This window comes from Flavobacterium sp., assembly GCF_046153165.1.
Lineage (GTDB): Bacteria > Bacteroidota > Bacteroidia > Flavobacteriales > Flavobacteriaceae > Flavobacterium.
On record NZ_JBJXEN010000104.1, the window covers coordinates 13,194 to 34,501 of the forward strand.

Below are 21,308 nucleotides of genomic sequence, written 5' to 3' on the forward strand. Positions count from 1 at the left end.
ATTTTTATTCTAAAATCGAATAATCTCCAATACTTATACTTGTAAAATTACCATCAAAAGTAGCATGATTTCCTATCATGGCATTGTCTAATTTGGCATTTTTTATATGTACATGAGTTTGTACTAAACTGTTTTTAATTTTTGTGTTATGTAAATGAGTTCCTTTTCCTATAGATACATATGGTCCAACAATAGAATCTATTAAGACCACATCATCTCCTATAAAACATGGTGGAATAATTGTTGAATTTTCTATACGAATATCTGGAGCAATAAGATTTTCACCATCAATATCTAAAAAATGAAGCATTCTAGAGTTGGTTTCTACCGTTACGTTTTTATTTCCACAATCCATCCATTCGTCCACTTTACCAGGTACAAATTTCATGCCTTTTTGTTTCATGTTCTCTAATCCGTCTGTTAGTTGGTATTCACCACCTTTTACAACGTTATTATCCAGTAAATATTGTAATTCCGAACGCAATGCTTCACCAGATTTAAAATAATAAATTCCGATAATCGCCAGATCGGAAATAAATTCTTTTGGTTTTTCAACAAAATCGACAATCTGATTGTTTTCATTAAGTTGTACTACGCCAAAAGCACTCGGATCTTCCACTTGTTTTACCCAAATTACAGAATCTGCAGAAGTGTCTAGGGTAAAATCTGCTCTAAAAAGAGTATCGGCATAAGCCACAACGATAGGTCCAGTCATAGAATCCTTAGCACACATAATAGCATGAGCAGTCCCTAAAGCTTCATTTTGGTAATAGATGGTACCTTTTGATCCTAATTTTTCGGCAATTGCTATTAAATCTTGTTCTACTTGTTTGCCAAAATCTTCGTGAATAATAAATGCTATTTCATCTATTTTTTGATTGATAACACCTGCAATATCTTCGACCAAACGATGTACGATTGGTTTTCCTGCAATAGGGATTAATGGTTTTGGGATTGTAAGTGTATGTGGGCGAAGGCGTGAACCACGACCAGCCATTGGTACTATTATTTTCATGTTTATATTGAAAGATTTAAGGATTGAAAGATTTAAAAATTAATAATTATAATCTTTAAATTTTTTAATCTTTGAATTATTAAATTTTATTTTACTCCTGTACTACCGAAACCACCTTCTCCGCGAGATGTTTCTGATAAATCTTGAACTTCGATCCACTCTGCACGTTCGTGTTTGGCGATAATGAGTTGCGCGATTCGTTCACCGTTTTCGATTACAAAGGCTTCATTGGATAAATTTACTAAAATTACTCCAATTTCACCACGATAATCTGCATCGACTGTTCCGGGTGAATTGAGAACTGTAATTCCTTTTTTGAATGCCAATCCGCTGCGTGGTCGTACTTGTGCTTCGAAACCTATAGGTAACTCGATAAAAAGGCCTGTTTTTACAAGTGTTCTTTCGAGTGGCTGTAAGGTTATAGGTTCTTGAATGTTGGCACGTAAATCCATTCCTGCCGAAGCGATGGTTTCATAATTAGGTAATTCGTGTTGGGATTTGTTGATTATTTTTATTTGCATTTGTCTAAAATTTCTAAGGTTTTGAGGCTCTAAGGTACTGAGGTTTTTGTTAATACTAAAATGCCCTAGCCCCGATAGTAGTGAAAATCCTTTTCATTTTTTTCTTTAGAAAACAAAAAGATTGTAACGGATAGCGGGAATAGCTTCTAATTTTTATTTTCTTTTTAATATTCTTATTAAGGTTTCTTTTTCGCTAAAATAAATAAAATACAAGAATATTAATATGATTCCTATTTTTATAAAATAATTCTCTCGAATATATGGAATATAAAAAGAAATTGCAGAAAATACAACACTTAAGATTAAATATCCGAAGATTCGTTTCATATCATACGGGATTGGATATTGGTTTTTCCCCAGTGAATAGGAAATAAGCATCATACTTCCGTAAGCTGCAATGGTTGCAATTGCGGAGCCGTAATAACTCATTGTTGGGATAAGCAAGAAGTTTAGTAATAATGTTACTCCTGCACCAACTACCGAAATGTAAGCGCCGATTTTTGTCTTATCGATTAATTTGTACCAAACTGATAAATTAGTGTAAATGCCTAGAAAAAAGTTGGCAAAAACAATTAGGGGAACAACACTCATTGCTTGCCAATAATTTGGGTTTGGGATAAGAAATATTTTTAATAAATCTGCAAAAACGATTACTACTAATGAGATAAAAGAGCCAAAAATCACAAAATATTTAGTTATCGTGGCATAGGTTTGGGGCGCATTCTCATTGCTTGCATGACTAAAGAAAAACGGCTCGATTCCCATAGTGTATGCCGTTCGGAATAAAACCATAAATAATCCGAGTTTGTAACATGCGGCATAAGTACCAACTTCTGATTCGGCAATGTTAGATGGCAGCAGTTTTCCTAGTAATATTTTATCTAAATGTTCATTGATAGCAAAAGCAATTCCGGCGATGAGAATGGGTAGGCCATAGTTCATCATTCGTTTCCAAAGCGCCTTATCTATTTTCCAATTTATATTAATGTAATCTTGGGAGAGAATTATAAATGTGAGTAAACTTGCTATGATGTTTGCTATAAAAACATATCCTATTTGGAAATTTTCTCTGTAAATAGTCGCAAAAAATCCATCCGGATTAGATTGAGCCATTTTTGGTAAATACAGTAAAAAGAAAAAGTTTAATGCTAGGTTTACTACTACGTTTCCAATTTTTATTATGGCATATTTAATAGGTCTTTGGTTGGCCCTAAGTTTTGAAAAAGGAATTACAACTAGCGCATCCAAAACTAAAATCCAAACCGAGTAAGTAATATATTGCACATCTACTTTTGTAAAATACGCAATAGAATCTCTAAATAATAAAGCTAAGAAAAGAAAGGCTATCGAACTCCAAAAAATAGAAATTGTAGAAGTTGCAATTACTTTTTTCTTATCGGTTTCTGAATTATAAAATCTAAAAAAAGCAGTTTCAAAACCGTAAGAAAGAATTACGTTTAGGAAAACCATATAGGCCATTACGATGGTTAAAACACCATATTCTGCTGGGTTTGACATTACACTTGGATTAGTGTAAAGTCGTACTAAAAAAAAACTTAACATTCTCGGAAGCACCATGGCTAGACCGTAAATGGCAGTTTGCTTAAAAAGATTTTTATATAAACTCAAAGTAAATAGTTAATTTAAGGAACAAAAATAACTAATTTCTTGGTCTTGCCGATGGATACATGAGCATTTCTTTTTCTTCAATTTTCGAAATTTTATAATACCTTTTTTTGTTTTTATAGGTGTATTCTAAAATCGCTTCATTTTCAGAAATTGGAAATGGTGTTTTTATTATTTCTTCTTTTTGAGAAATATTTGCATCATCAGTAATCTCATTTTGTATTCTTCGGTTTATATTTCTGGTCAGATTTGCAAAAAAAACATTATCAGTTAATTTAGTTATTTTCCCTTTATTATTTCTAAAATACAATTGGTTTAAAACAAAGTCTTTAGATAATTTTTCTGTAAATTCGATAGTAAAATTTGTTCCACCGCCTCCACCTTGTACTCCAGCCACCCAATTTTGATAATATGCTTTCTGTATTTTAGTGTCAAAATATTTTGAAATTACTATTTGTGAGAAACATGATGTGATGCCGCTTAAAAAGAATAGTAGTATGATTACATTTTTTTTCATTTTAATAGAATTTGAAGATACTTAGATAAAGGTATAACAAAAAATATACCGAAAGTTGTTTTAGGTTAATCCTTCTTCATCTAGAATTTTTACAAAATGAAAACCTTTTGGTCCATAACCTTGGTTATAAAAGAAGCGATGTGCTGTAAAATTGTGCGTATATGCATCGAGAACAATATTTGTACAACCTAAATCTAAAGCTTTTTGGTTTACATAATCTGTAAGCATTTTTCCAATTCCTTTTGAGCGATAATCTGGATGAACAATAAAATTATCGATTTCTAAATATTTTCCAGACCAAAGTTTTATACCAAACCAACAGCCTGTTATACCAATACACTTTTCATTATCAAAAACGGCAATTTGAGTATAATTATGAGGAATCATTTCCTGAAGATACGATTCATATTTCTCGATAGTAAGTTTTGGATACAAAAATTGCATGGTCTCAAATTGAGAAAGCATTTCCTGAATTGATGTGAGTTCTTTAGTTTGCAATGTATCTTAAAATTAGTTTAGTAAAATTACACAAAAAGATAATTAATCCTTTAAGAATTTATAATCAATAAATTACTTTTGTTTATCTTTCAATATAAAGATATATATTACATTTTTTTAAAATATGAAACCTTATTCAGAAATATTACAACTTGTAAATTCTTACCACGAACTTGGTGAAACAATCCAAGCGGCTAATTTTGTAGTGGAAGAATATGGAATAAAACATCCAAACTTTGAAGGTTTTGAATTGCGAGAAAAAGCAAAAGCCGATTATATTCTAATGACTACCGAAGGTACTTTTGGCTTACCACAAATTATTAGAATTCCAGAAAATACATTTGAATTTGAATTTATACTAATGCTTAACCTCATTGCTCACGAAATGGTTCATGTGGGCCAGAAAGTACCTGGAAGTTTTGTTGATGATAGAAACGAAAGAGAATGGCAAGCTTATTACGAAATGCTTTTTCATAAAAAATATCCACAAATTCCAGATGTTCCCAAACACCAACAATTATTTTTTGCGGGCAAAGCATTAAGTTATTACGCGAAAATGGGAGAAAACTCTGATTTACAAGTAAAATATGCTGTACAAAAAAAAGAAGTAGATACCTTTGTAACTTCATTATCGTAATAATTTTTTTGTATAACATTTATGAGAAGTAAAAAACAAAAGTTTTTTCTGTTCCTTAAAATTCTAATTATATTCTTACTATTTTCTATAGCTGGAATTTACTTTTTTCGTGATGTTTTGTTACAAAAAGTAATTGCAAAAGCGACTTCGAAATTTGAAACCAATTATAATTGTAATTTTTTTGTACAAAAAGCCCGCTTCGATGGTATTTCGAGTATTGAACTTAACAATATTATTTTAGTACCTAAAGAAGCAGACACACTTTTTTCTATTGAAAAAGTAAAAACAAAAATCAACTTATTTCAACTCATTACTGGTGATATTCAGTTGCAAAATCTTGAAGTAAAAAATGGGTTTATTCAACTGGTAAAAAACGAAAAAGGTCGCAATTTCGATGCTTTTCTTAAAAAAGAAAAAAATAACGATGTTAATGAAAAAAAGAACTATGCAAAATTAGCTTATCGATTATTATCCAAAGCGCTAAACTTAGTTCCAACCGAAATGCAACTCGAAAATGTATCATTACGAATGAATGATTTGGGAATTAAAGTAAACATACAATTACCTAAATTACAATTAAAAAACCACCAATTACAAACCAATATTAATGTTACAGAAAACGAATTTTCTCAAACATGGAATATTTCTGGATTTGTAGATCCTAGAGCCAAAAAAGCGGATGTAAGAATTTATAATAATGATACCTCAAAAATAGAATTGCCCTATATTTATAAACGTTTTGGGTTTAAATCTAGTTTCAAAAACGTTAATCTAAAATTGGACAAATTCGATTTAGAAAGCAACGAGCTTCATCTTGACGGATTGGTTTCGGTAGAAGATTTTACTATTAATCATCCTAAAATTTCGAAAAAAGATGTACTCTTAAAAACAGCTAGTTTCGATTATCATTTTTTACTAGGAAGCAATTTTGTATCAATAGATAGCACTTCGTCGGCACAAATAAACAACATCAAATTACAGCCTTTTGCGGAATATAACACTGAGGAAGACACCATTTATAAACTTAAAGTTTTGATTCCAAAAATGAAAGCTCAAGATTTTATTTCTTCACTTCCTGATGGATTATTTACCCATTTTACAGGAATGGAAACAGAAGGAAATTTTGATTATAAACTCAATTTCAAATACAATAAAAACAAACCAAACGCCTTAGTTTTTGAGAGTAAACTAAACAAAGAAAATCTTAAAATTGTAAAATATGGCGAAGCCAATTTAAACAAACTAAACGGAGAATTTGTATATCGCGCTATCGAAAATAATGTGCTTCAACGCCCTATTTTAGTTGGTGATTCTAATCCTAATTTTACGTCTTTAGAACAAATTTCGCCTTACCTTCAAAAATGTGTACTCACGTCTGAAGATCCTTCATTTTTTTCTCATCACGGATTTATTAATGAGGCTTTCAAACAATCGATAACTAAAAATATTAGAACAAAAAAATTCTCTCGTGGTGCCAGCACTATTAGTATGCAATTGGTGAAAAATGTTTTTTTGACTCGTGAGAAAACATTATCCCGAAAATTGGAAGAAATTTTATTAGTTTACTTATTAGAAAATAATCGAATTGCAAGCAAAGAACGCATGCTCGAAGTTTATTTTAACGTGATAGAATGGGGACCAAATGTATATGGAATTGGAGAAGCATCCGCTTTTTATTTTCAGAAAAAACCAATAGATTTAAATTTAAAAGAATGTTTGTTTCTAGCATCGATTGTGCCTAAACCTAAAAAATTTATGTACCAGTTTGATGATGAAGGAAAACTAAAATCCTTTGCAGACAAACACGAAGAATTTATGAGCAAACTCATGTTGCGTCGAGGATTATTAACGGCAGAAGACACCATTGGACAACAAATTCCTATTTCTATTTCGGGTCGTGCAAGAATGCACATGAAGTTTAAAGTGCAAGATTCTATTGCAGTAGATTCTCTTTTTACCGATTTTGATTTTAATTAATTTCATTGCCTTCCCAACCTTTTGTATAAAAAAGAACTCTATACAAGTATAAATATATTCTGTTATGAAATCAAAGATTCACGAATTCCGAAAAAAAACAATTAAAATCGACATGAGTAAAAAAATAATTCTAATTTTTACTCTTTTGGTTTCGGCAATATCATTTGCGCAGAAACCTATTTTTACTTCTGCCAAAGTAAAGTCGGCAACCGTATATTTTAATGCGGCCGAAATTTCACAAAGCGCAAACGTCCTGTTACCTTCTGGAACGAGCGAAATTGTGGTAAAAAATGTTGCTAATTATTTGAATGAAAACTCAGTTCAAATTGGTGCGCCATCATCGTTAACCGTGCTTTCGGTACAATTTACAAACGATTATATATCAGAATACGATATTGATGAAAATTCACCAGCGATTAAGAAAGTAAAAGACAGTATTGTTTTGGTTCAAAAAGAACTAAATCGGGTTATCAATTCCCGCAATTCCGAAAGTAAAACGATAGAGTTATTAGATAAAAACCAACAAGTTTTTGGTCAAAATTCTGGGTTGAGCGTAATTGAATTGACTAAAATGGTCGATTATTACAAATCGAAACGAACTGAAATTAGCAATACTATAAACACGCTTGAAGAAAAAGAAAAAAAGCTAAACGAGTTAATCACAAAACTGAATAACAAACTCGAAATCGATACGACTAAAGAAGAAAAAAACTCATCGGGAAAATTAGTCTTACAGGTTATGAATACGACTGCTGGAAATGTTCCTTTAGAAATTTCGTATGTAACAAATAATGCTTCGTGGTCGCCATTTTATGATTTGAGAGCTGACAATGTTACTTCTCCAATAAATATGATGTACAAAGCTCAAGTGGTTCAAAACACAGGAATCGATTGGAAAAAAGTAAAACTAACATTGTCTTCCGGAAATCCAAACCAGAACAATCAAGCGCCAATTTTAAGTTCATGGTTTTTACAGTACAATCAACCATATCCAGTTGCTGCAATGAATGATTATAAAAGTAACGAATTACAAGAAGTTGTGATAACTGGCTCAGCTGGAATTAAAAGAAAAAAAGATAATGCTTCATCAATTTCAGATTATACAACCATCAACGAAAATCAATTGAACGTTTCTTTTGATATAGACATTCCTTACGATATTTTATCTAACGGAAAAGCACATAGTGTGGCACTAAAAGAAATAAAACTTCCTGCTTCATATAAATATTATGCAGCACCAAGAGTAGAAAAAGAAGCTTTTTTACTAGCTGAAATTGCCGATTATTCGAAATATAATTTATTGCCTGGAGAAGCCAATATTATTTTTGAAGGGATGTATGTGGGGAAAACAATGATAAATCCGAGTCAAACTTCCGATACTTTAAATTTGAGTATGGGACGAGATAAAAAAGTAGCTATCAAACGTGAAAAAGTAGTCGATAAATCTGGAACTAAATTTTTGTCTTCTAAAAAAGAACAAACTTTTACTTACGATATCACAGTAAGAAACAACAAAAAAGAAGCTATCGTGATGTTGCTAAAAGACCAATACCCGTTAAGTTCTGACAAAGAAATAGAAATCGAATTACTTCAAAAAGATGGCGCCAAAACCAATCTTGAAACTGGAATTTTAACTTGGGATTTAGAGTTAAAACCGAATGAAACCAAGAAGATAAGGATTAGTTATTTAGTTAAATATCCTAAAGATAAAATCATTGGTAATTTGTAATAATAAAAAATCCCATCTCAGTCGAGATGGGATTTTTTATTTTGGAATTACTATTACCAGATCTTCACACGATTCTCTGGTTTAACATATAGTTTATCTCCTTCTTTAATATCGAATGCTTTATAAAAAGTATCAAGATTTGTAAGTGGTACATAAGCTCTGTACATTCCTGGAGAATGTGGATCGGTTTTCACTTGATTTTTAATTGCCTCATCTCTCATTTTCGATCTCCAAATGGTTGCCCAAGAGATGAACAATCTTTGTTCTGGGGTATAACCATCTATAAGCCCTGGATTTCCATTTTGTTTTAGATACAATTGAAGACCATCATAAGCCGCATTTATTCCGCCTAAATCTCCAATATTTTCACCAAGTGTAAATTTACCATCTACATGTGTTCCTGGTAAAGGTTCTAAGGCGCTATATTCGTCTGCTAATGCACCACCAAGTCCTGTAAATTGTTTTAAATCGTCTTCTGTCCACCAGTCAACTAAGTTTCCGTCTGCATTATATCTTGCACCAGAATCATCAAATCCGTGAGAGATCTCGTGTCCTATTACAGCTCCTATTCCACCATAATTTACAGCTTCATCAGCTTTATAATCATAAAAAGGTGGTTGTAAAATAGCTGCTGGGAAAACAATCTCATTATAGGCAGGATTGTAATATGCATTTACTGTTTGTGGCGACATTCCCCATGTTGTTTTATCAACAGGTTTTTTTAAGTCTGCAATGTTTTCATCAAAATTCCAACGAGAAACATTTTTTATATTTTCATAATAAGTTCCGCCTTCTGATATTGGTTTTACATTTAATTTAGAATAATCCTTCCATTTGTCTGGATAACCAATTTTGATGGTTACTTTGTGGAGTTTTTCGACAGCTTTAATTTTGGTTTCGGCAGACATCCAAGTCAAATTGTTTATTCTATTTTCGTAAGCTAAAATAACATTGTCAATCATTGCTTTAGCCTTAGCTTTAGCTTCTGCTGGAAATTTTTTCTCTACATATAATTTACCTAATGCTTCACCAACAGTCCCGTTTACAACTTGTAACGCTCTTTCGTTTCTAGGGCGTTGTTTTTTTGCACCTTGCAATGTTTTGCTATAAAATTCCCAATTTGCTTTTTCTATTTCATCAGATAAAAGTCCTGTCGATTTTCTTAATAAAGTCCAACGCATATAAGCTTTTAGATCTTCTATATTGGAATCTTTAAAAATAGTTTCTAATGCAGTAATGTATTTTGGTTGAGATACAACAATCGATTCTAAATTAGTTAAACCAACTCCATCTAAATATTTTTTCCAATTTATAGAAGGTGTTAGTTTTTGTAATTCTACAACAGTCATTGGGTTGTAAGTTTTTCTATCATCACGAAGTTCAACTCTATCAAATCTTGGTTTTGACATAGCTATCTCTAAGGCTAATATTTTATCTGCATCTAATTTAGCTTGAGCTGGATTAGTACCTAAGAATTGTAGCATTCTTGTAACGTGCTGAACATATTTTTCACGTTTTTCTTTAGAATCTTTGTCGTCAGAAACATAATATTCTCTGTCTGGCAAACCTAAGCTACCAAGTCCAAGGTATACCACATTTTTATTACTATCTTTCGCATCAGCTCCAACACCAATTCCGTAAAATCCAATTCCGCCAACAGGCTCCATTTCGATAAGTAAATTATTTACATCTTGAACTGTTTTTATTGCATCAATCTTTGCTAAATAAGGTTTTATTGGTTTTATTCCAAGTTTATTTCTTGAAATAGTATCCATGTAAGTTTGATAAACACTTACTGATTTTGCTTGATCTGATTTTGGATTTAGTTTTTTGTCAGCTGCAGCTTCTTTCAAAATCGCTAAAGCATCTTTGTCGGTATTCTGACGCAATTCATCAAAACTTCCCCAACGTGTTTTGTCAGCTGGGATTTCTGTTTTGTCATACCAAGTCCCATTTACAAAACGGAAAAAATCATTTCCTGGTTTTACATTTTTATCCATCAAATCTAGATTGATTCCCGGATTTTTGGGCTTGCTTTCTTGTGCTTTACTAGTCAAGCTAATTAGTGAAAAAACCGCTAATGAACCAGCGGTTATAAAAGTTTTTTTCATGATTAATTTTTTATTATTCTTTTTACTATGTTCTGATTTTCTGATGATATTTTTACAAAATAAATCCCACTTGAGACATTTTTCATATCTAAAATAGATTGTGAATTTGCATTTGAAAAATTATTGAGTGATAATATAATTTTTCCCATAACATCATAAACTTCTACTTTATCAATAGCTCTGTTTCCTGTAGAGACTGTAAATAATCCTGTTGATGGATTTGGATAAATGGCAATATTTTTTAATTCAAAATTTTGTGATGCAAGAGTTCCTTCAATAATAAAATCATCTACCACGACACCTAGTTGGTTGGCAGAATCATCTGAATGAAAAACTATTCTAAAAATAACATTCGATTGGCCTACTAAACTGGTTAGTGGGTATGAATATAATTTTAAAGTGGTATCTGTTCCTGTCCATTGCCCTCCAGGACAGTTATTACAATCTGTTCCTGAAGTTGCTGGGGTTCTATTACTATTATACCAAGTTGGCCCTTGTGTACCCAATAAACTCCATGTCTGACCTAGATTTGTAGAATATTGTACATAAACAACATCCCAATTATTTTCTAAATCGAAAGCTAATTTAAATTTTATAAAAGGATTAACAGCACTTGTAAGATCGTAACATTGAGAATATAAATACGATTTAGTTACATCTGGATAATTCCCTGTAAAATTTGTAGTATAAACATTGTTTCCAGGAGTGGCAAGGACACCGTTTGTGTTTATACCTCGTTGCCATTGGCTTGTTGCTGAACCATCATTAAATGTAAGTAAATTGTTGCCAGCTGTTTCAAAAGTATTTAAAACACCTATTGTCCCTGAGTCATTTACATAAAAAGGAGTAACACCTGTATTATTATCTGAATAGGCATCACTTGTTATAGTAGATGTTACGGTTAAATTATATACACCTTTAGCACTAACAGTTAAACTAGGTAAAATAATATTTTGTGAAGCCCCAGAGATAATTGTCCCAGTCCAAATATAATTTTGTGGAGATGCATTATAACCATAAGTTATATTTACTGATGATATAGAATTTGTTCCGTTGTTTTTTACCGTTATTTCCGGAGAAACTGAAGTGCCACAGTTTATATTTAGGGTCGGCGCATTAACTGATACTAACTTAACATCATTTGTAGGAACTTCAACAGGTATTGGAGATTGCCAAATACCTCTTCCATATGTTGCAGCAGTGATAATATTATCTTCTAAATTGATTTCTAAATCTGAAACAGAAACATTTGGTAAGTTAGCTTCAAATGGTTCCCATTGCGTCATAGAATCATCTCTGTAATAAACCCCTAATGATGTCCCAATGTAAAGTGGGTTAAGTGTATGTCTTCCTTGATGTCTAATTACATTTTTAGCTATTGCAGGTAGATTTGTTGAGAAAGAAGTAAAAGCTGTTCCTCCATTAGTTGATTTTAAAGCAAGTCCTCCTGTTCCTGAAGTAGTAAGATAAATAATGCTGCTATTAGAACTGTTAACACAAATTGAAGTAATACTTGAAGATGCAGTATAAGTGTTTGTAAATGTTATCCCTTTGTCGGTACTTTTGTATAAACGAGTTCCATTCGATACAAACATATTATTATCGTTACTTGGGTCAATAGCAATTAATTCGACATCTCCAGTTCCAATTGTTCCTGTAGATTGTTGCGCCCAGACAGATCCGTTTAATTTATATAAGCGAGAATATCCTGCAAACACTTCTCCTGCGGCATTTATAGCCATTGGAGTTACCCAATTTCCACCATCGTCATTAGTACCTGTTTCTGCAGCTGGTGCCCCAACACCTGCGGCATTTGAGTTACCCGCATCAGCACTTATGTACATGCTACTTCCAAATTGGATAAAACCATAAAATTTATTACTGTTTGTAGGGTCTACACCAGTATCCATTCCATCAGCACCATAATAATTTTTCCAAGTATTACTACTGTAAGCATGTCCTCCATTATCTTGAAGTCCACCTACCATTTTTCCTGCAGATTGCTTAGATACTGCTATTTTATAAAATTGACTAATTTGTAAACCAGCTGTTAAACTACTAAAAGAAGTAGCATTATTAGAAGACATATAAACACCTCCATCTGATCCTACATATAATTTAGTTCCAAAACAACCTAAAAAATGAATATCAGCGTGAGTATAAGTTGAAGACGAAGGAGAGCTCCAGTTATTTACTTTAGTCATTGTTGTTCCGCCATCGACAGATTTCCAAATATTTAAACAACCAGTATAAATTTCATCAGCATTTGTAGCAGATGCTGCCAATGCCAAATCATATCCTGATTGTTGGGATTCAAAGACATCTGAAGCAGGGGTGCCAACAGATTTTCTATTAAAACTAGTTCCTCCATTCGTTGATAAATATACCCCTTGAAATCCATAATATGGAGGAGTTGCTGCTGTATTAGGAGAGTCTGCGCTTAAAATGTAAATATAATTTGCATTTGCGGGTGTAACATCTAATAATAATCTATTAGAACTAGCGGGTAAACCAGTGGCTATGTTTGTAAAACTAGATCCTGTATTGGTAGATTTATAAAATTCAAAATCACTTACCGCATACATATTAGTTGGATCACTTGGCTTAAGCCTTATCGATCCTTTAGAAAAATTTCCTACTTGAACATTTGTCCAAGTAGTACCACCATTAATTGTCTTCCAAATTCCAGAATTTGTAGCACACCACAAAATTTGATTATTCGTTGGGTGTATTAGAATATCCCCTGCTATAGTTGCTCCGGTCATTGCACCTGTAACAGTCCAAGTTACTCCTCCGTCTGTAGATTTGTAAATGCCAACAAAAGCAGTATCCCCACCATCTTTATCGCCAGTTGCAATGTATATAGTGTTTGAGTTAGAATAATCTATTGCAATTCCCGAAATGCCTATTTGTGGCAAATTATCTGTAAGTGGTATCCACGAAATACCGAGATTTGTCGATTTCCAAATTCCTCCCGCTGGCGAGCCAACATATATTGTATTTGCATTTGATGGGTCAACACAAATAGCTTGAACTCGTCCTTGTCCAGATGACCAGGAACCAGTGTTTGTGTGTGTAAGTGGTCCAATTGGGATCCAGTTACTTACAGGTAAACTTACAGCTAATTTATTGTTTTTTAATCCTTTTTTTTGTTGCCAAACGGCCATAAATTCCTCGGGAGAAATTATTTTTCCGTCCTCTTTCACAAGGTTTTTCCAATAATTTTCCCACCGCTTAAATGGTTTATAACCACACCCTTTTTCTGAATGATCTTTATCTTTCCAATACTCATTAAATGAATTAACAATAGCATCAAAAGTAATTTCTTGTCCGTCTTGTAAAGTCTTTTCTTGCATCCAAGGAAAGCTTGGACTAAACTGCGCATTTACATCAATAAAAAAAGATAATGCAACAAGTAAGTATATTTTTTTCATTTTGTTATGTGTTTTGTCAAAAATAGCAAGTTTTTTTCATTTTTCTGCTTTTTTAACATTGATTTTAAAATTGTTTTTGACTTTGATAGACATGATATTTTGTATTTTTGCAAGAAAAAATTATTGTATGCTTAATTTTTTGCGAAAATTTAAAACCTTATTTATTGTTCTGTCGATTTTATCAGTAATTATAATCTGGTTATTTTATAATGTATTAAATCGTAAAACACTTCCTGTTTTTACACCATCGATGGTAAATCCTGAGTTGGTCGATTCGACAATTCAATATGTTGCTAATAAACACACCATTGCTGATTTTGCTTTTACCAATCAAAACGGGAAAACAATTACCCAAAAAGATTATGCGGGTAAAATTTATGTAGCAGATTTCTTTTTTACCACTTGTGGAACAATTTGCCCAATGATGACCGATAATATGGTTTGGTTACAAGATCAGATAAAAGACAATCCTAAAGTTATGCTTCTTTCTCATTCGGTAACGCCAGATATAGATAGTGTTTCTGTGCTAAAAGATTATGCCAAAAGAAAAGGGGTTATTGATGCAAAATGGAATCTTGTCACAGGAAATAAAAAAGACATTTATTATATCGCCAGAAAATCTTATTTGGCCGTAAAAACAGGAAAGCCTTCTGAATTATATGATATGGTACATACCGAAAATTTTGTTTTAGTTGATGATAAAAGAAGGGTTCGAGGTTTTTATGATGGTACAAAAAGAGAAGAAGTCAAGAAACTTTTGGTAGATATTAATTGGCTTATCGAAGATCAAAAACAGTAGATTTTATCCAAAATGCTATAAAGATGATTTTTATCATATTTAGTAGAATTATTATTGTTATTTTTGTAATCTTAATTCAATCTAAATAAGTGAAAGTAAGTTTAGCTCAATTACAACGAGGCCAAAAAGGTATAATCCAAGATTTTAACATCGATTTAATTCCATTAAAGTTATTAGAAATGGGTTGTTTGCCTGGTAATGAAGTACAACTACTTCAAACAGCTCCTTTTGGAGACCCTTTGTATTTGACTATAAATGATTGCCATCTTGCTATTAGATTAGAAACCGCTTCTATTATAGAGGTAGAAATCTCTAAAGAAAACCAACTATAATGAAAGTCGGTAACATTAACATTGCTTTAATAGGTAATCCAAATACGGGTAAAACCTCAGTATTTAACCAGCTTACTGGCTTGAATCAGCAAGTAGGAAACTATCCAGGAATTACTGTCGAAAAAAAACAAGGTGTTTGCAAATTATCTTCAAATCTTAAAGCAACTATTCTCGATTTACCAGGAACTTATAGCTTAAATGCTAGTTCGCTCGACGAAAATGTTGTTATCGAATTGCTTTTAAATAAAAACGACAAAGATTATCCAGATGTGGCTATTGTAGTTACCGAAGTCGAAAATTTAAAACGAAACTTATTACTTTTTACCCAAATAAAAGATTTAGAGATTCCGACTATTCTTGTCATTAATATGTCTGATAGAATGTCATATAAAGGAATTTCGTTAGATATTCCATATTTAGAAAATCAATTAAAAACTAAAATTGCACTTGTAAGTTCTCGTAAAGGTGAAGGTATTGATGATTTGAAAAACTTAATCATCAATTACAGAAGCATCACAACCGAACCGTGTTTAAATGCTTCAAATATTGATGTGACTTATTTTGAAAATTTGCGTCGCGCCTTCCCTAATCAATCCTTATATAAACTGTGGTTGGTTATTACTCAAGACGTAAATTTTGCTAATTTAAATAGGAATGAATTACCAAATCCTTCGTTTGCAAAATCGAAAGAAGAGCTAAAAAGACTGCAACAAAAAGAAACTATAAAGCGATATCAGTTTATTAATGATGTTTTGAAAGTTGGTCAAAAAATAGACTTGGCTTCCGCCAAAGATTTACGAAGCAAACTTGACAGAATACTAATGCACAAAGTATTTGGGTATGTGATTTTTTTCTTGATTCTGATGATCATTTTTCAGTCAATTTTCGATTGGTCTAGTTTGCCAATGGATTTTATAGACAGTTCGTTTACTTCTTTAAGTTCATGGACACAATCTAAATTGCCAGCAGGAGTTTTAACTAATCTAATCGTACAAGGAATTATTCCAGGTTTGGGCGGAATAGCTATTTTTATTCCACAAATAGCTTTTTTATTTTTATTTATTTCTATTCTTGAAGAAAGTGGTTATATGAGCCGTGTTGTTTTCTTGATGGATAAATCGATGCGAAAATTTGGTTTATCTGGGAAAAGTGTGGTGCCTCTAATTTCAGGAACTGCCTGTGCAATTCCTGCTATCATGGCTACTAGAAATATCGAAAACTGGAAAGAACGACTTATCACAATTTTGGTCACACCGTTTACTACTTGTTCTGCAAGACTACCTGTTTATTCGATTATAATCTCATTAGTTATTCCAAACACAAGACTTTTCGGTTTGTTTAATTTACAAGGGCTTACACTAATGCTATTGTATTTATTAGGTTTTAGTATGGCATTCTTTTCTGCTTGGATATTAAATAAAATTTTAAAAATTCAATCAAAATCTTATTTTGTTGTCGAGATGCCCAATTACAAACTGCCTATGTTTAAAAACGTAGCAATAAATGTTATTGAAAAAACAAAATCTTTCGTTTCTGGTGCAGGAAAAATGATTTTAGCGCTTTCGGTGATATTGTGGTTTTTAGCTTCCTACGGACCAGGTGAAAATTTCAGAAATGCTAGAGAAATAGTTTCAAAACAATCTATTTCAACAGAAAATTTAGAAAACAATATTGCTTCTTACAAATTAGAAAATTCTTATATAGGGATTATAGGAAAATCGATAGAACCAGCCATTGCTCCCTTAGGTTATGATTGGAAAATAGGGATTGCAATTGTTTCCTCTTTTGCGGCACGAGAAGTTTTTGTAGGAACACTGGCTACAATATACAGTATTGAAGACAATGGAAATCAAGAAGCAACCATAAAAAACAAATTGTCTACCGAAATAAATCCAAAAACAGGGAAGAAATTATTTAATTTTGCTTCAGGAGTTTCGTTACTGCTTTTTTATGCTTTTGCTATGCAATGCATGAGTACACTTGCAGTAACTAAAAAAGAAACAAATTCTTGGAAATGGCCAGCAATTCAGTTGGTTTTCATGAGCGGATTTGCTTATACTGTGGCGTTAATTGCTTATCAAATCTTGAAATAATGATACAAGAAATAATTGCATTTTCTTTATTAGTTGTTGCAGTATATTTTCTGTACAAGAAATTTTTTGGCAAAAAGAAAAATGATAAGAATTGCGGTGGAGATTGTGGTTGTAAATGATTTATCTACTCAAAACTAATCTCCAAATGATACGTTTTTTTGTCTAAAACTTTATCTTTTACAGGAAACGGGAAAACATAAATCGATTTTATTTTATTTTTAGTATAGTATTTTGCAAAAAAGTTAATTGCTTCTTCATTATTATTTGGTGAAACTGTAAGTTTCGTTTCTTCGACTATTTTTTTGTCTTTATAAACTAAAATAACTATTTGTACTTCGCCAGCCCAAATACATTGCACACCTTGTGGGCAGCGAGAATCTGAGGTTACTTCTTTCAATCGGAAAGAATATCCTTTTTTAGCAAGACAATTTTTCTGAGTAATTTTTATAGGTTTTTGTTTCGATTCTTGTGCAAAAACAGAAATACTAAAAATTAGTAAAAAGAAGAAGAAAATATTTTTCATTTGAGTTTTCTTAAAGTTCAATCAAATATAATGCCTTTTTCTCACACTATTTTCACAAATAAATTACTCGCAATTTTATTCGAAATCGTTAACTCTCTAGCTTCAACTTTTATTTTTAATGACATATCAAATGTTTCTTTAGACAGGATTTCGATTTTAGAACCCAAAGCTATTTCTTGTTTGTTCAAATATTTCAAAAATTCCGATGAAGTATCTTTTACGCCAACACAGATTCCCGTTTGATTTTCGTTTAGCTCTGATAACAATTGTTTTTCAACCGAAATAATTTGTCCATTGGCATTCGGGATAGGATCGCCATGAGGATCTTCGGTTGGATTATCAAGAAAATCATCTAATTTGTTTATTAACTTTTCGGACTTTATATGTTCTAATTGTTCCGCAATATCATGTACTTCGTCCCAAGAAAAATCTAGTTTTTCGACCAGAAATACTTCCCACAAACGGTGTTTTCTCACAATCATTTTTGCCGAAAGCGAACCTTTTTCTGTAAGTGAAACGCCTTGGTATTTTTTGTAATTGATGAGGTCTTTCTCCGCTAATTTCTTAAGCATATCGGTAACTGATGATGCTTTTGTTTCCATTTTTTCGGCAATGGCATTAGTACTTACTTCCGAATCTGAAATTGTTGTAAGATGGTAAATCGTTTTTAGATAATTTTCTTCTGAAAAAGTCATTTTTTTAATTTTTTACTATAAATAATGGAATAGAAATTTCGTGACGTAATTTATTGACGGTTGTACCGAAAATCAAATCTTTAAATCCAGTATGGCCATGCGTTCCCATAACTAAAACATCATAATCGCCCTCGTTTATAATTTTTGGAATGGCTTTGTTTGGCTTACCAAAACCTAATTTAGTCGAGACTTTAAATCCCTTTTGCGTAAGCATATCTTCATATTCTTTCAATAATTTTTCGTCTATCGATGTTTCGTGATCATCAGCATTTTCGCCAAAAAGCATTGCGCCTATGGTTTCTACTACATGAATTAAGGTATATTTTGCTTCAATTCCACCCAACTCAAATGCTGCATTTATTGCCATTTCATCTGCTGAAGAAAAATCGACCGAAACAGCAATATTCTTTTTACTGTACGTTTCTGATGGCGAAAATTTAAGCACCATATTGTGTGGCAAATGGTTTTGAATCTCTAATTTAGATTTTGTTATAAATGGTTTGAAAACAATATATAATAACAAAATTAAAAAACCAATAGCCAATGGAACAACTGTAAACCATAATATAATCGGGTTTTCGGACGTTTCTAACCAATCTTGAATCTCGTTGAAAACCAATTTAGCATTCAGAGAAACAATAATAAGAGCGACAATCCAAGAAGCAATTTGAGTGGTTTTAGAAATAGCAAAACCTTTCATTCTCTCCTTATCTGAAACAAAATGTATAAGTGGAATAATCGCAAATCCCAATTGTAAACTTAAAATTACTTGACTTAAAATAAGCATTTTTCCCGTTACGCTTTCGCCAAAAACCGAAATCACAATGACTGCTGGTACAATGGCAATTAATCTAGTGATGATACGACGAACCCATGGCTGAATACGTAAATTCAAATAACCTTCCATAATAATTTGTCCAGCCAATGTTCCTGTAATAGTCGAACTTTGTCCAGCCGCAATAAGTGCTATGGCAAATAATATAGGCGCCCAACTAGTACCTAACATAGGAGCTAAAAGTTGATGTGCATCTTGAATTTCGGCAACTTCGAACATTCCGTTTTTGTAAAATGTGGCTGCTGCCAAAATTAAAATGGCTGCATTTACAAAAAATGCTAGGTTTAAAGCTATCGTCGAATCGATAAAATTATATTTTAATGCTTGCTTAATTCCCGCAGCACTTCTATCGAATTTTCGGGTTTGTACCAATGACGAATGCAAGTATAAGTTATGCGGCATGACCGTTGCTCCAATAATTCCGATAGCAATATAAAGCGCGTTTTCATTTGGGATAGATGGAATTAGTCCTTTTAGAACACTTCCTACTTCTGGTTGAGCAAAAATCATTTCAAAGACAAACGAAACACCTATGATCATGACTAATGCAATTATAAAGGCTTCCATTTTTTTAATTCCTTTGTTAATCAAAAAAAGCAATAAAAAAGTATCTAAAACGGTAATCATTACACCTTGAATAAGTGGAATACCAAACAATAAATTAATACCTATTGCCATTCCCAAAACCTCTGCCAAGTCACAGGCTGCAATAGCAATTTCAGCAAGAAAATAAAGAATGTAATTTATAAATGGAGAATATGTTTCACGTGATGCTTGTGCTAAATCGCGTTGCGTTACAATTCCTAATCGTGCGCTCAAACTCTGCAAAAGCAACGCCATCATGTTACTCATAAGTAAAACCCAAAGTAAGGTATAACCAAATTGGCTACCGCCGGCAATGTCTGTCGCCCAATTTCCAGGATCCATATAACCTACACTAACAAGATAGGCTGGGCCAAAAAAGGCTAATATTTTTCTAAAAACAGTAGTTTTATTTTGTGTTGAAACCGATTGGTTTACTTCCTCAAGAGATTTTTCCATAATTTATTTAAATTATTTGCAACAAATATAAATAAAATTTTGTTACTAAAATTATTTTTTTAGTTTTGTCTAAAAATAAATTAAATACAAAACTAAATGAAATGTAAGCTATCTACAATTATCATCTTTTTGATGGTGTTTAATTTATGTAATGCACAGGAATTACCATCTATTCAAACAGATAGGCCTGATCAAACCGAATGTCCGTTTATAACTCCAATAAATTATTTTCAATTTGAAAATGGTTTTTCTTTTGAAAAAAAGAACGACAATATAAATGAAATTGTGATGCCAACGATTTTAACTCGTTTCGGGATTAATGATCATTTTGAAATACGATTAGTAACGGAATATATTATCAATAAAAATTATTCAGAAAAAATTTCAGGTGTTAATCCAGTTTTAATTGGTTTCAAAACAAGACTTTTTGAAGAAAAAGGTGTCATTCCGTTAACTTCATTTATTGGACACATTGGCATTCCAAAATTGGCTTCTCCAAACTATAAAGCAACTTATTTTGCTCCAGATTTTCGATTTAGCATGCAACACACTATTAGCGAAAAACAATCTTTGTCTTATAATCTTGGTGCCGAATGGAATGGAGAAACCGCCGAGCCAACATTTGTTTACACTTTAACTACAGGTTATTCTTTGACTGAAAAAATAGGCATCTACTTCGAATTATATGGTTTTGTTCCGCAAATAGAAAAGCCCGATCATCGATTTGATGCTGGAGTAACTTATTTAATAAATTCAAACCATCAGCTTGATGTTTCTAGTGGATTCGGTCTATCTAACACTTCCCCTAAATATTTTGTTTCGCTCGGTTATTCATTTCGATTTAAAACATAAAAAGGATTACAAAACAATTTGAAATTCCTTCGAGAAATATTACTAAATTTGCATTCTTAATAAAAATCAAGTT

At 32.0% G+C, this 21,308-nt stretch carries 18 protein-coding genes; 8 read left to right on the plus strand and 10 right to left on the minus strand.

Annotation, left to right across the window (positions count from 1 at the left end; all coding sequences use genetic code 11):
* Positions 1-4: 4 nt before the first annotated feature.
* The 5 genes from ACKVOV_RS12575 to ACKVOV_RS12595 all read right to left on the minus strand — a co-directional run bounded on the left by ACKVOV_RS12575 (position 5) and on the right by ACKVOV_RS12595 (position 4,144).
* On the minus strand, positions 5-1,015 hold the full coding sequence (locus tag ACKVOV_RS12575) for a sugar nucleotidyltransferase (RefSeq protein WP_409207108.1): 1,011 nt from the start codon (positions 1,013-1,015) through the stop codon (positions 5-7).
* An 86-nt stretch (positions 1,016-1,101) separates the two neighbouring features.
* Complete coding sequence (gene dut / locus ACKVOV_RS12580) at positions 1,102-1,536, minus strand: dUTP diphosphatase (RefSeq protein ID WP_409207109.1); 435 nt, start codon at positions 1,534-1,536, stop codon at positions 1,102-1,104.
* A 153-nt stretch (positions 1,537-1,689) separates the two neighbouring features.
* Positions 1,690-3,165, minus strand: coding sequence for a lipopolysaccharide biosynthesis protein (locus ACKVOV_RS12585; RefSeq protein WP_409207110.1), 1,476 nt, complete (start codon positions 3,163-3,165; stop codon positions 1,690-1,692).
* 31 nt (positions 3,166-3,196) lie between these two features.
* The gene (locus ACKVOV_RS12590; protein WP_409207111.1) at positions 3,197-3,679 is read right to left on the minus strand and encodes a hypothetical protein; all 483 of its coding nucleotides are present in this window, start codon (positions 3,677-3,679) and stop codon (positions 3,197-3,199) included.
* 60 nt (positions 3,680-3,739) lie between these two features.
* Positions 3,740-4,144 (minus strand): GNAT family N-acetyltransferase, encoded by a 405-nt coding sequence (locus ACKVOV_RS12595; protein WP_409207137.1) that lies wholly within the window; start codon positions 4,142-4,144, stop codon positions 3,740-3,742.
* A gap of 157 nt (positions 4,145-4,301) precedes the next feature.
* On the opposite strand from ACKVOV_RS12595, the gene ACKVOV_RS12600 reads away from it, so the two are divergent.
* The 3 genes from ACKVOV_RS12600 to ACKVOV_RS12610 all read left to right on the plus strand — a co-directional run bounded on the left by ACKVOV_RS12600 (position 4,302) and on the right by ACKVOV_RS12610 (position 8,520).
* Positions 4,302-4,814 carry a hypothetical protein gene (locus ACKVOV_RS12600; RefSeq protein ID WP_409207112.1) on the plus strand — a complete coding sequence of 171 codons (513 nt, stop codon included), beginning with the start codon at positions 4,302-4,304 and terminating at the stop codon, positions 4,812-4,814.
* A gap of 21 nt (positions 4,815-4,835) precedes the next feature.
* Positions 4,836-6,791 carry a transglycosylase domain-containing protein gene (locus ACKVOV_RS12605; RefSeq protein ID WP_409207113.1) on the plus strand — a complete coding sequence of 652 codons (1,956 nt, stop codon included), beginning with the start codon at positions 4,836-4,838 and terminating at the stop codon, positions 6,789-6,791.
* A gap of 64 nt (positions 6,792-6,855) precedes the next feature.
* On the plus strand, positions 6,856-8,520 hold the full coding sequence (locus ACKVOV_RS12610) for a DUF4139 domain-containing protein (RefSeq protein ID WP_409207114.1): 1,665 nt from the start codon (positions 6,856-6,858) through the stop codon (positions 8,518-8,520).
* A 53-nt stretch (positions 8,521-8,573) separates the two neighbouring features.
* Here the strand turns inward: ACKVOV_RS12610 and ACKVOV_RS12615 are convergent, their stop codons facing one another.
* On the minus strand, positions 8,574-10,631 hold the full coding sequence (locus tag ACKVOV_RS12615) for a M13 family metallopeptidase (RefSeq protein WP_409207115.1): 2,058 nt from the start codon (positions 10,629-10,631) through the stop codon (positions 8,574-8,576).
* Between the two features lie 2 nt (positions 10,632-10,633).
* Positions 10,634-14,065 carry a T9SS type A sorting domain-containing protein gene (locus tag ACKVOV_RS12620; RefSeq protein ID WP_409207116.1) on the minus strand — a complete coding sequence of 1,144 codons (3,432 nt, stop codon included), beginning with the start codon at positions 14,063-14,065 and terminating at the stop codon, positions 10,634-10,636.
* A 127-nt stretch (positions 14,066-14,192) separates the two neighbouring features.
* Between ACKVOV_RS12620 and ACKVOV_RS12625 the strand changes: the two genes are divergently transcribed.
* The 4 genes from ACKVOV_RS12625 to ACKVOV_RS12640 all read left to right on the plus strand — a co-directional run bounded on the left by ACKVOV_RS12625 (position 14,193) and on the right by ACKVOV_RS12640 (position 17,408).
* Positions 14,193-14,864, plus strand: coding sequence for an SCO family protein (locus ACKVOV_RS12625; protein WP_409207117.1), 672 nt, complete (start codon positions 14,193-14,195; stop codon positions 14,862-14,864).
* A gap of 89 nt (positions 14,865-14,953) precedes the next feature.
* Complete coding sequence (locus ACKVOV_RS12630; protein WP_409207118.1) at positions 14,954-15,196, plus strand: ferrous iron transport protein A; 243 nt, start codon at positions 14,954-14,956, stop codon at positions 15,194-15,196.
* A complete protein-coding gene (feoB, locus tag ACKVOV_RS12635; protein ID WP_409207119.1) occupies positions 15,196-17,289 on the plus strand; it encodes a ferrous iron transport protein B in 2,094 nt (697 codons plus the stop codon). Before ACKVOV_RS12630 ends, feoB begins: the two co-directional genes overlap by 1 nt.
* The gene (locus ACKVOV_RS12640; RefSeq protein WP_348074512.1) at positions 17,289-17,408 is read left to right on the plus strand and encodes a FeoB-associated Cys-rich membrane protein; all 120 of its coding nucleotides are present in this window, start codon (positions 17,289-17,291) and stop codon (positions 17,406-17,408) included. Before feoB ends, ACKVOV_RS12640 begins: the two co-directional genes overlap by 1 nt.
* Positions 17,409-17,413: 5 nt before the next feature.
* Here ACKVOV_RS12640 and ACKVOV_RS12645 read toward each other — a convergent pair whose 3' ends face one another.
* The 3 genes from ACKVOV_RS12645 to ACKVOV_RS12655 are packed head-to-tail and all read right to left on the minus strand — an operon-like array spanning position 17,414 to position 20,383.
* The gene (locus tag ACKVOV_RS12645) at positions 17,414-17,812 is read right to left on the minus strand and encodes a hypothetical protein (protein WP_409207120.1); all 399 of its coding nucleotides are present in this window, start codon (positions 17,810-17,812) and stop codon (positions 17,414-17,416) included.
* A 41-nt stretch (positions 17,813-17,853) separates the two neighbouring features.
* Positions 17,854-18,507 (minus strand): metal-dependent transcriptional regulator, encoded by a 654-nt coding sequence (locus ACKVOV_RS12650; protein ID WP_409207121.1) that lies wholly within the window; start codon positions 18,505-18,507, stop codon positions 17,854-17,856.
* A 4-nt stretch (positions 18,508-18,511) separates the two neighbouring features.
* Complete coding sequence (locus ACKVOV_RS12655; RefSeq protein WP_409207122.1) at positions 18,512-20,383, minus strand: Nramp family divalent metal transporter; 1,872 nt, start codon at positions 20,381-20,383, stop codon at positions 18,512-18,514.
* A gap of 96 nt (positions 20,384-20,479) precedes the next feature.
* On the opposite strand from ACKVOV_RS12655, the gene ACKVOV_RS12660 reads away from it, so the two are divergent.
* The gene (locus tag ACKVOV_RS12660; RefSeq protein ID WP_409207123.1) at positions 20,480-21,235 is read left to right on the plus strand and encodes a transporter; all 756 of its coding nucleotides are present in this window, start codon (positions 20,480-20,482) and stop codon (positions 21,233-21,235) included.
* Positions 21,236-21,308 lie beyond the last annotated feature (73 nt).

What these genes read in the sequence shown, in the direction of transcription:
- ACKVOV_RS12575 (WP_409207108.1), bottom strand. Translation starts at nt 1,015, where the DNA reads ATGAAAATAATAGTACCAATGGCTGGTCGTGGTTCACGCCTTCGCCCA.
- dut (WP_409207109.1), bottom strand. Translation starts at nt 1,536, where the DNA reads ATGCAAATAAAAATAATCAACAAATCCCAACACGAATTACCTAATTAT.
- ACKVOV_RS12590 (WP_409207111.1), bottom strand. Translation starts at nt 3,679, where the DNA reads ATGAAAAAAAATGTAATCATACTACTATTCTTTTTAAGCGGCATCACA.
- ACKVOV_RS12595 (WP_409207137.1), bottom strand. Translation starts at nt 4,144, where the DNA reads ATGCTTTCTCAATTTGAGACCATGCAATTTTTGTATCCAAAACTTACT.
- ACKVOV_RS12600 (WP_409207112.1), top strand. Translation starts at nt 4,302, where the DNA reads ATGAAACCTTATTCAGAAATATTACAACTTGTAAATTCTTACCACGAA.
- ACKVOV_RS12605 (WP_409207113.1), top strand. Translation starts at nt 4,836, where the DNA reads ATGAGAAGTAAAAAACAAAAGTTTTTTCTGTTCCTTAAAATTCTAATT.
- ACKVOV_RS12610 (WP_409207114.1), top strand. Translation starts at nt 6,856, where the DNA reads ATGAAATCAAAGATTCACGAATTCCGAAAAAAAACAATTAAAATCGAC.
- ACKVOV_RS12615 (WP_409207115.1), bottom strand. Translation starts at nt 10,631, where the DNA reads ATGAAAAAAACTTTTATAACCGCTGGTTCATTAGCGGTTTTTTCACTA.
- ACKVOV_RS12620 (WP_409207116.1), bottom strand. Translation starts at nt 14,065, where the DNA reads ATGAAAAAAATATACTTACTTGTTGCATTATCTTTTTTTATTGATGTA.
- ACKVOV_RS12625 (WP_409207117.1), top strand. Translation starts at nt 14,193, where the DNA reads ATGCTTAATTTTTTGCGAAAATTTAAAACCTTATTTATTGTTCTGTCG.
- feoB (WP_409207119.1), top strand. Translation starts at nt 15,196, where the DNA reads ATGAAAGTCGGTAACATTAACATTGCTTTAATAGGTAATCCAAATACG.
- ACKVOV_RS12640 (WP_348074512.1), top strand. Translation starts at nt 17,289, where the DNA reads ATGATACAAGAAATAATTGCATTTTCTTTATTAGTTGTTGCAGTATAT.
- ACKVOV_RS12645 (WP_409207120.1), bottom strand. Translation starts at nt 17,812, where the DNA reads ATGAAAAATATTTTCTTCTTCTTTTTACTAATTTTTAGTATTTCTGTT.
- ACKVOV_RS12650 (WP_409207121.1), bottom strand. Translation starts at nt 18,507, where the DNA reads ATGACTTTTTCAGAAGAAAATTATCTAAAAACGATTTACCATCTTACA.
- ACKVOV_RS12655 (WP_409207122.1), bottom strand. Translation starts at nt 20,383, where the DNA reads ATGGAAAAATCTCTTGAGGAAGTAAACCAATCGGTTTCAACACAAAAT.
- ACKVOV_RS12660 (WP_409207123.1), top strand. Translation starts at nt 20,480, where the DNA reads ATGAAATGTAAGCTATCTACAATTATCATCTTTTTGATGGTGTTTAAT.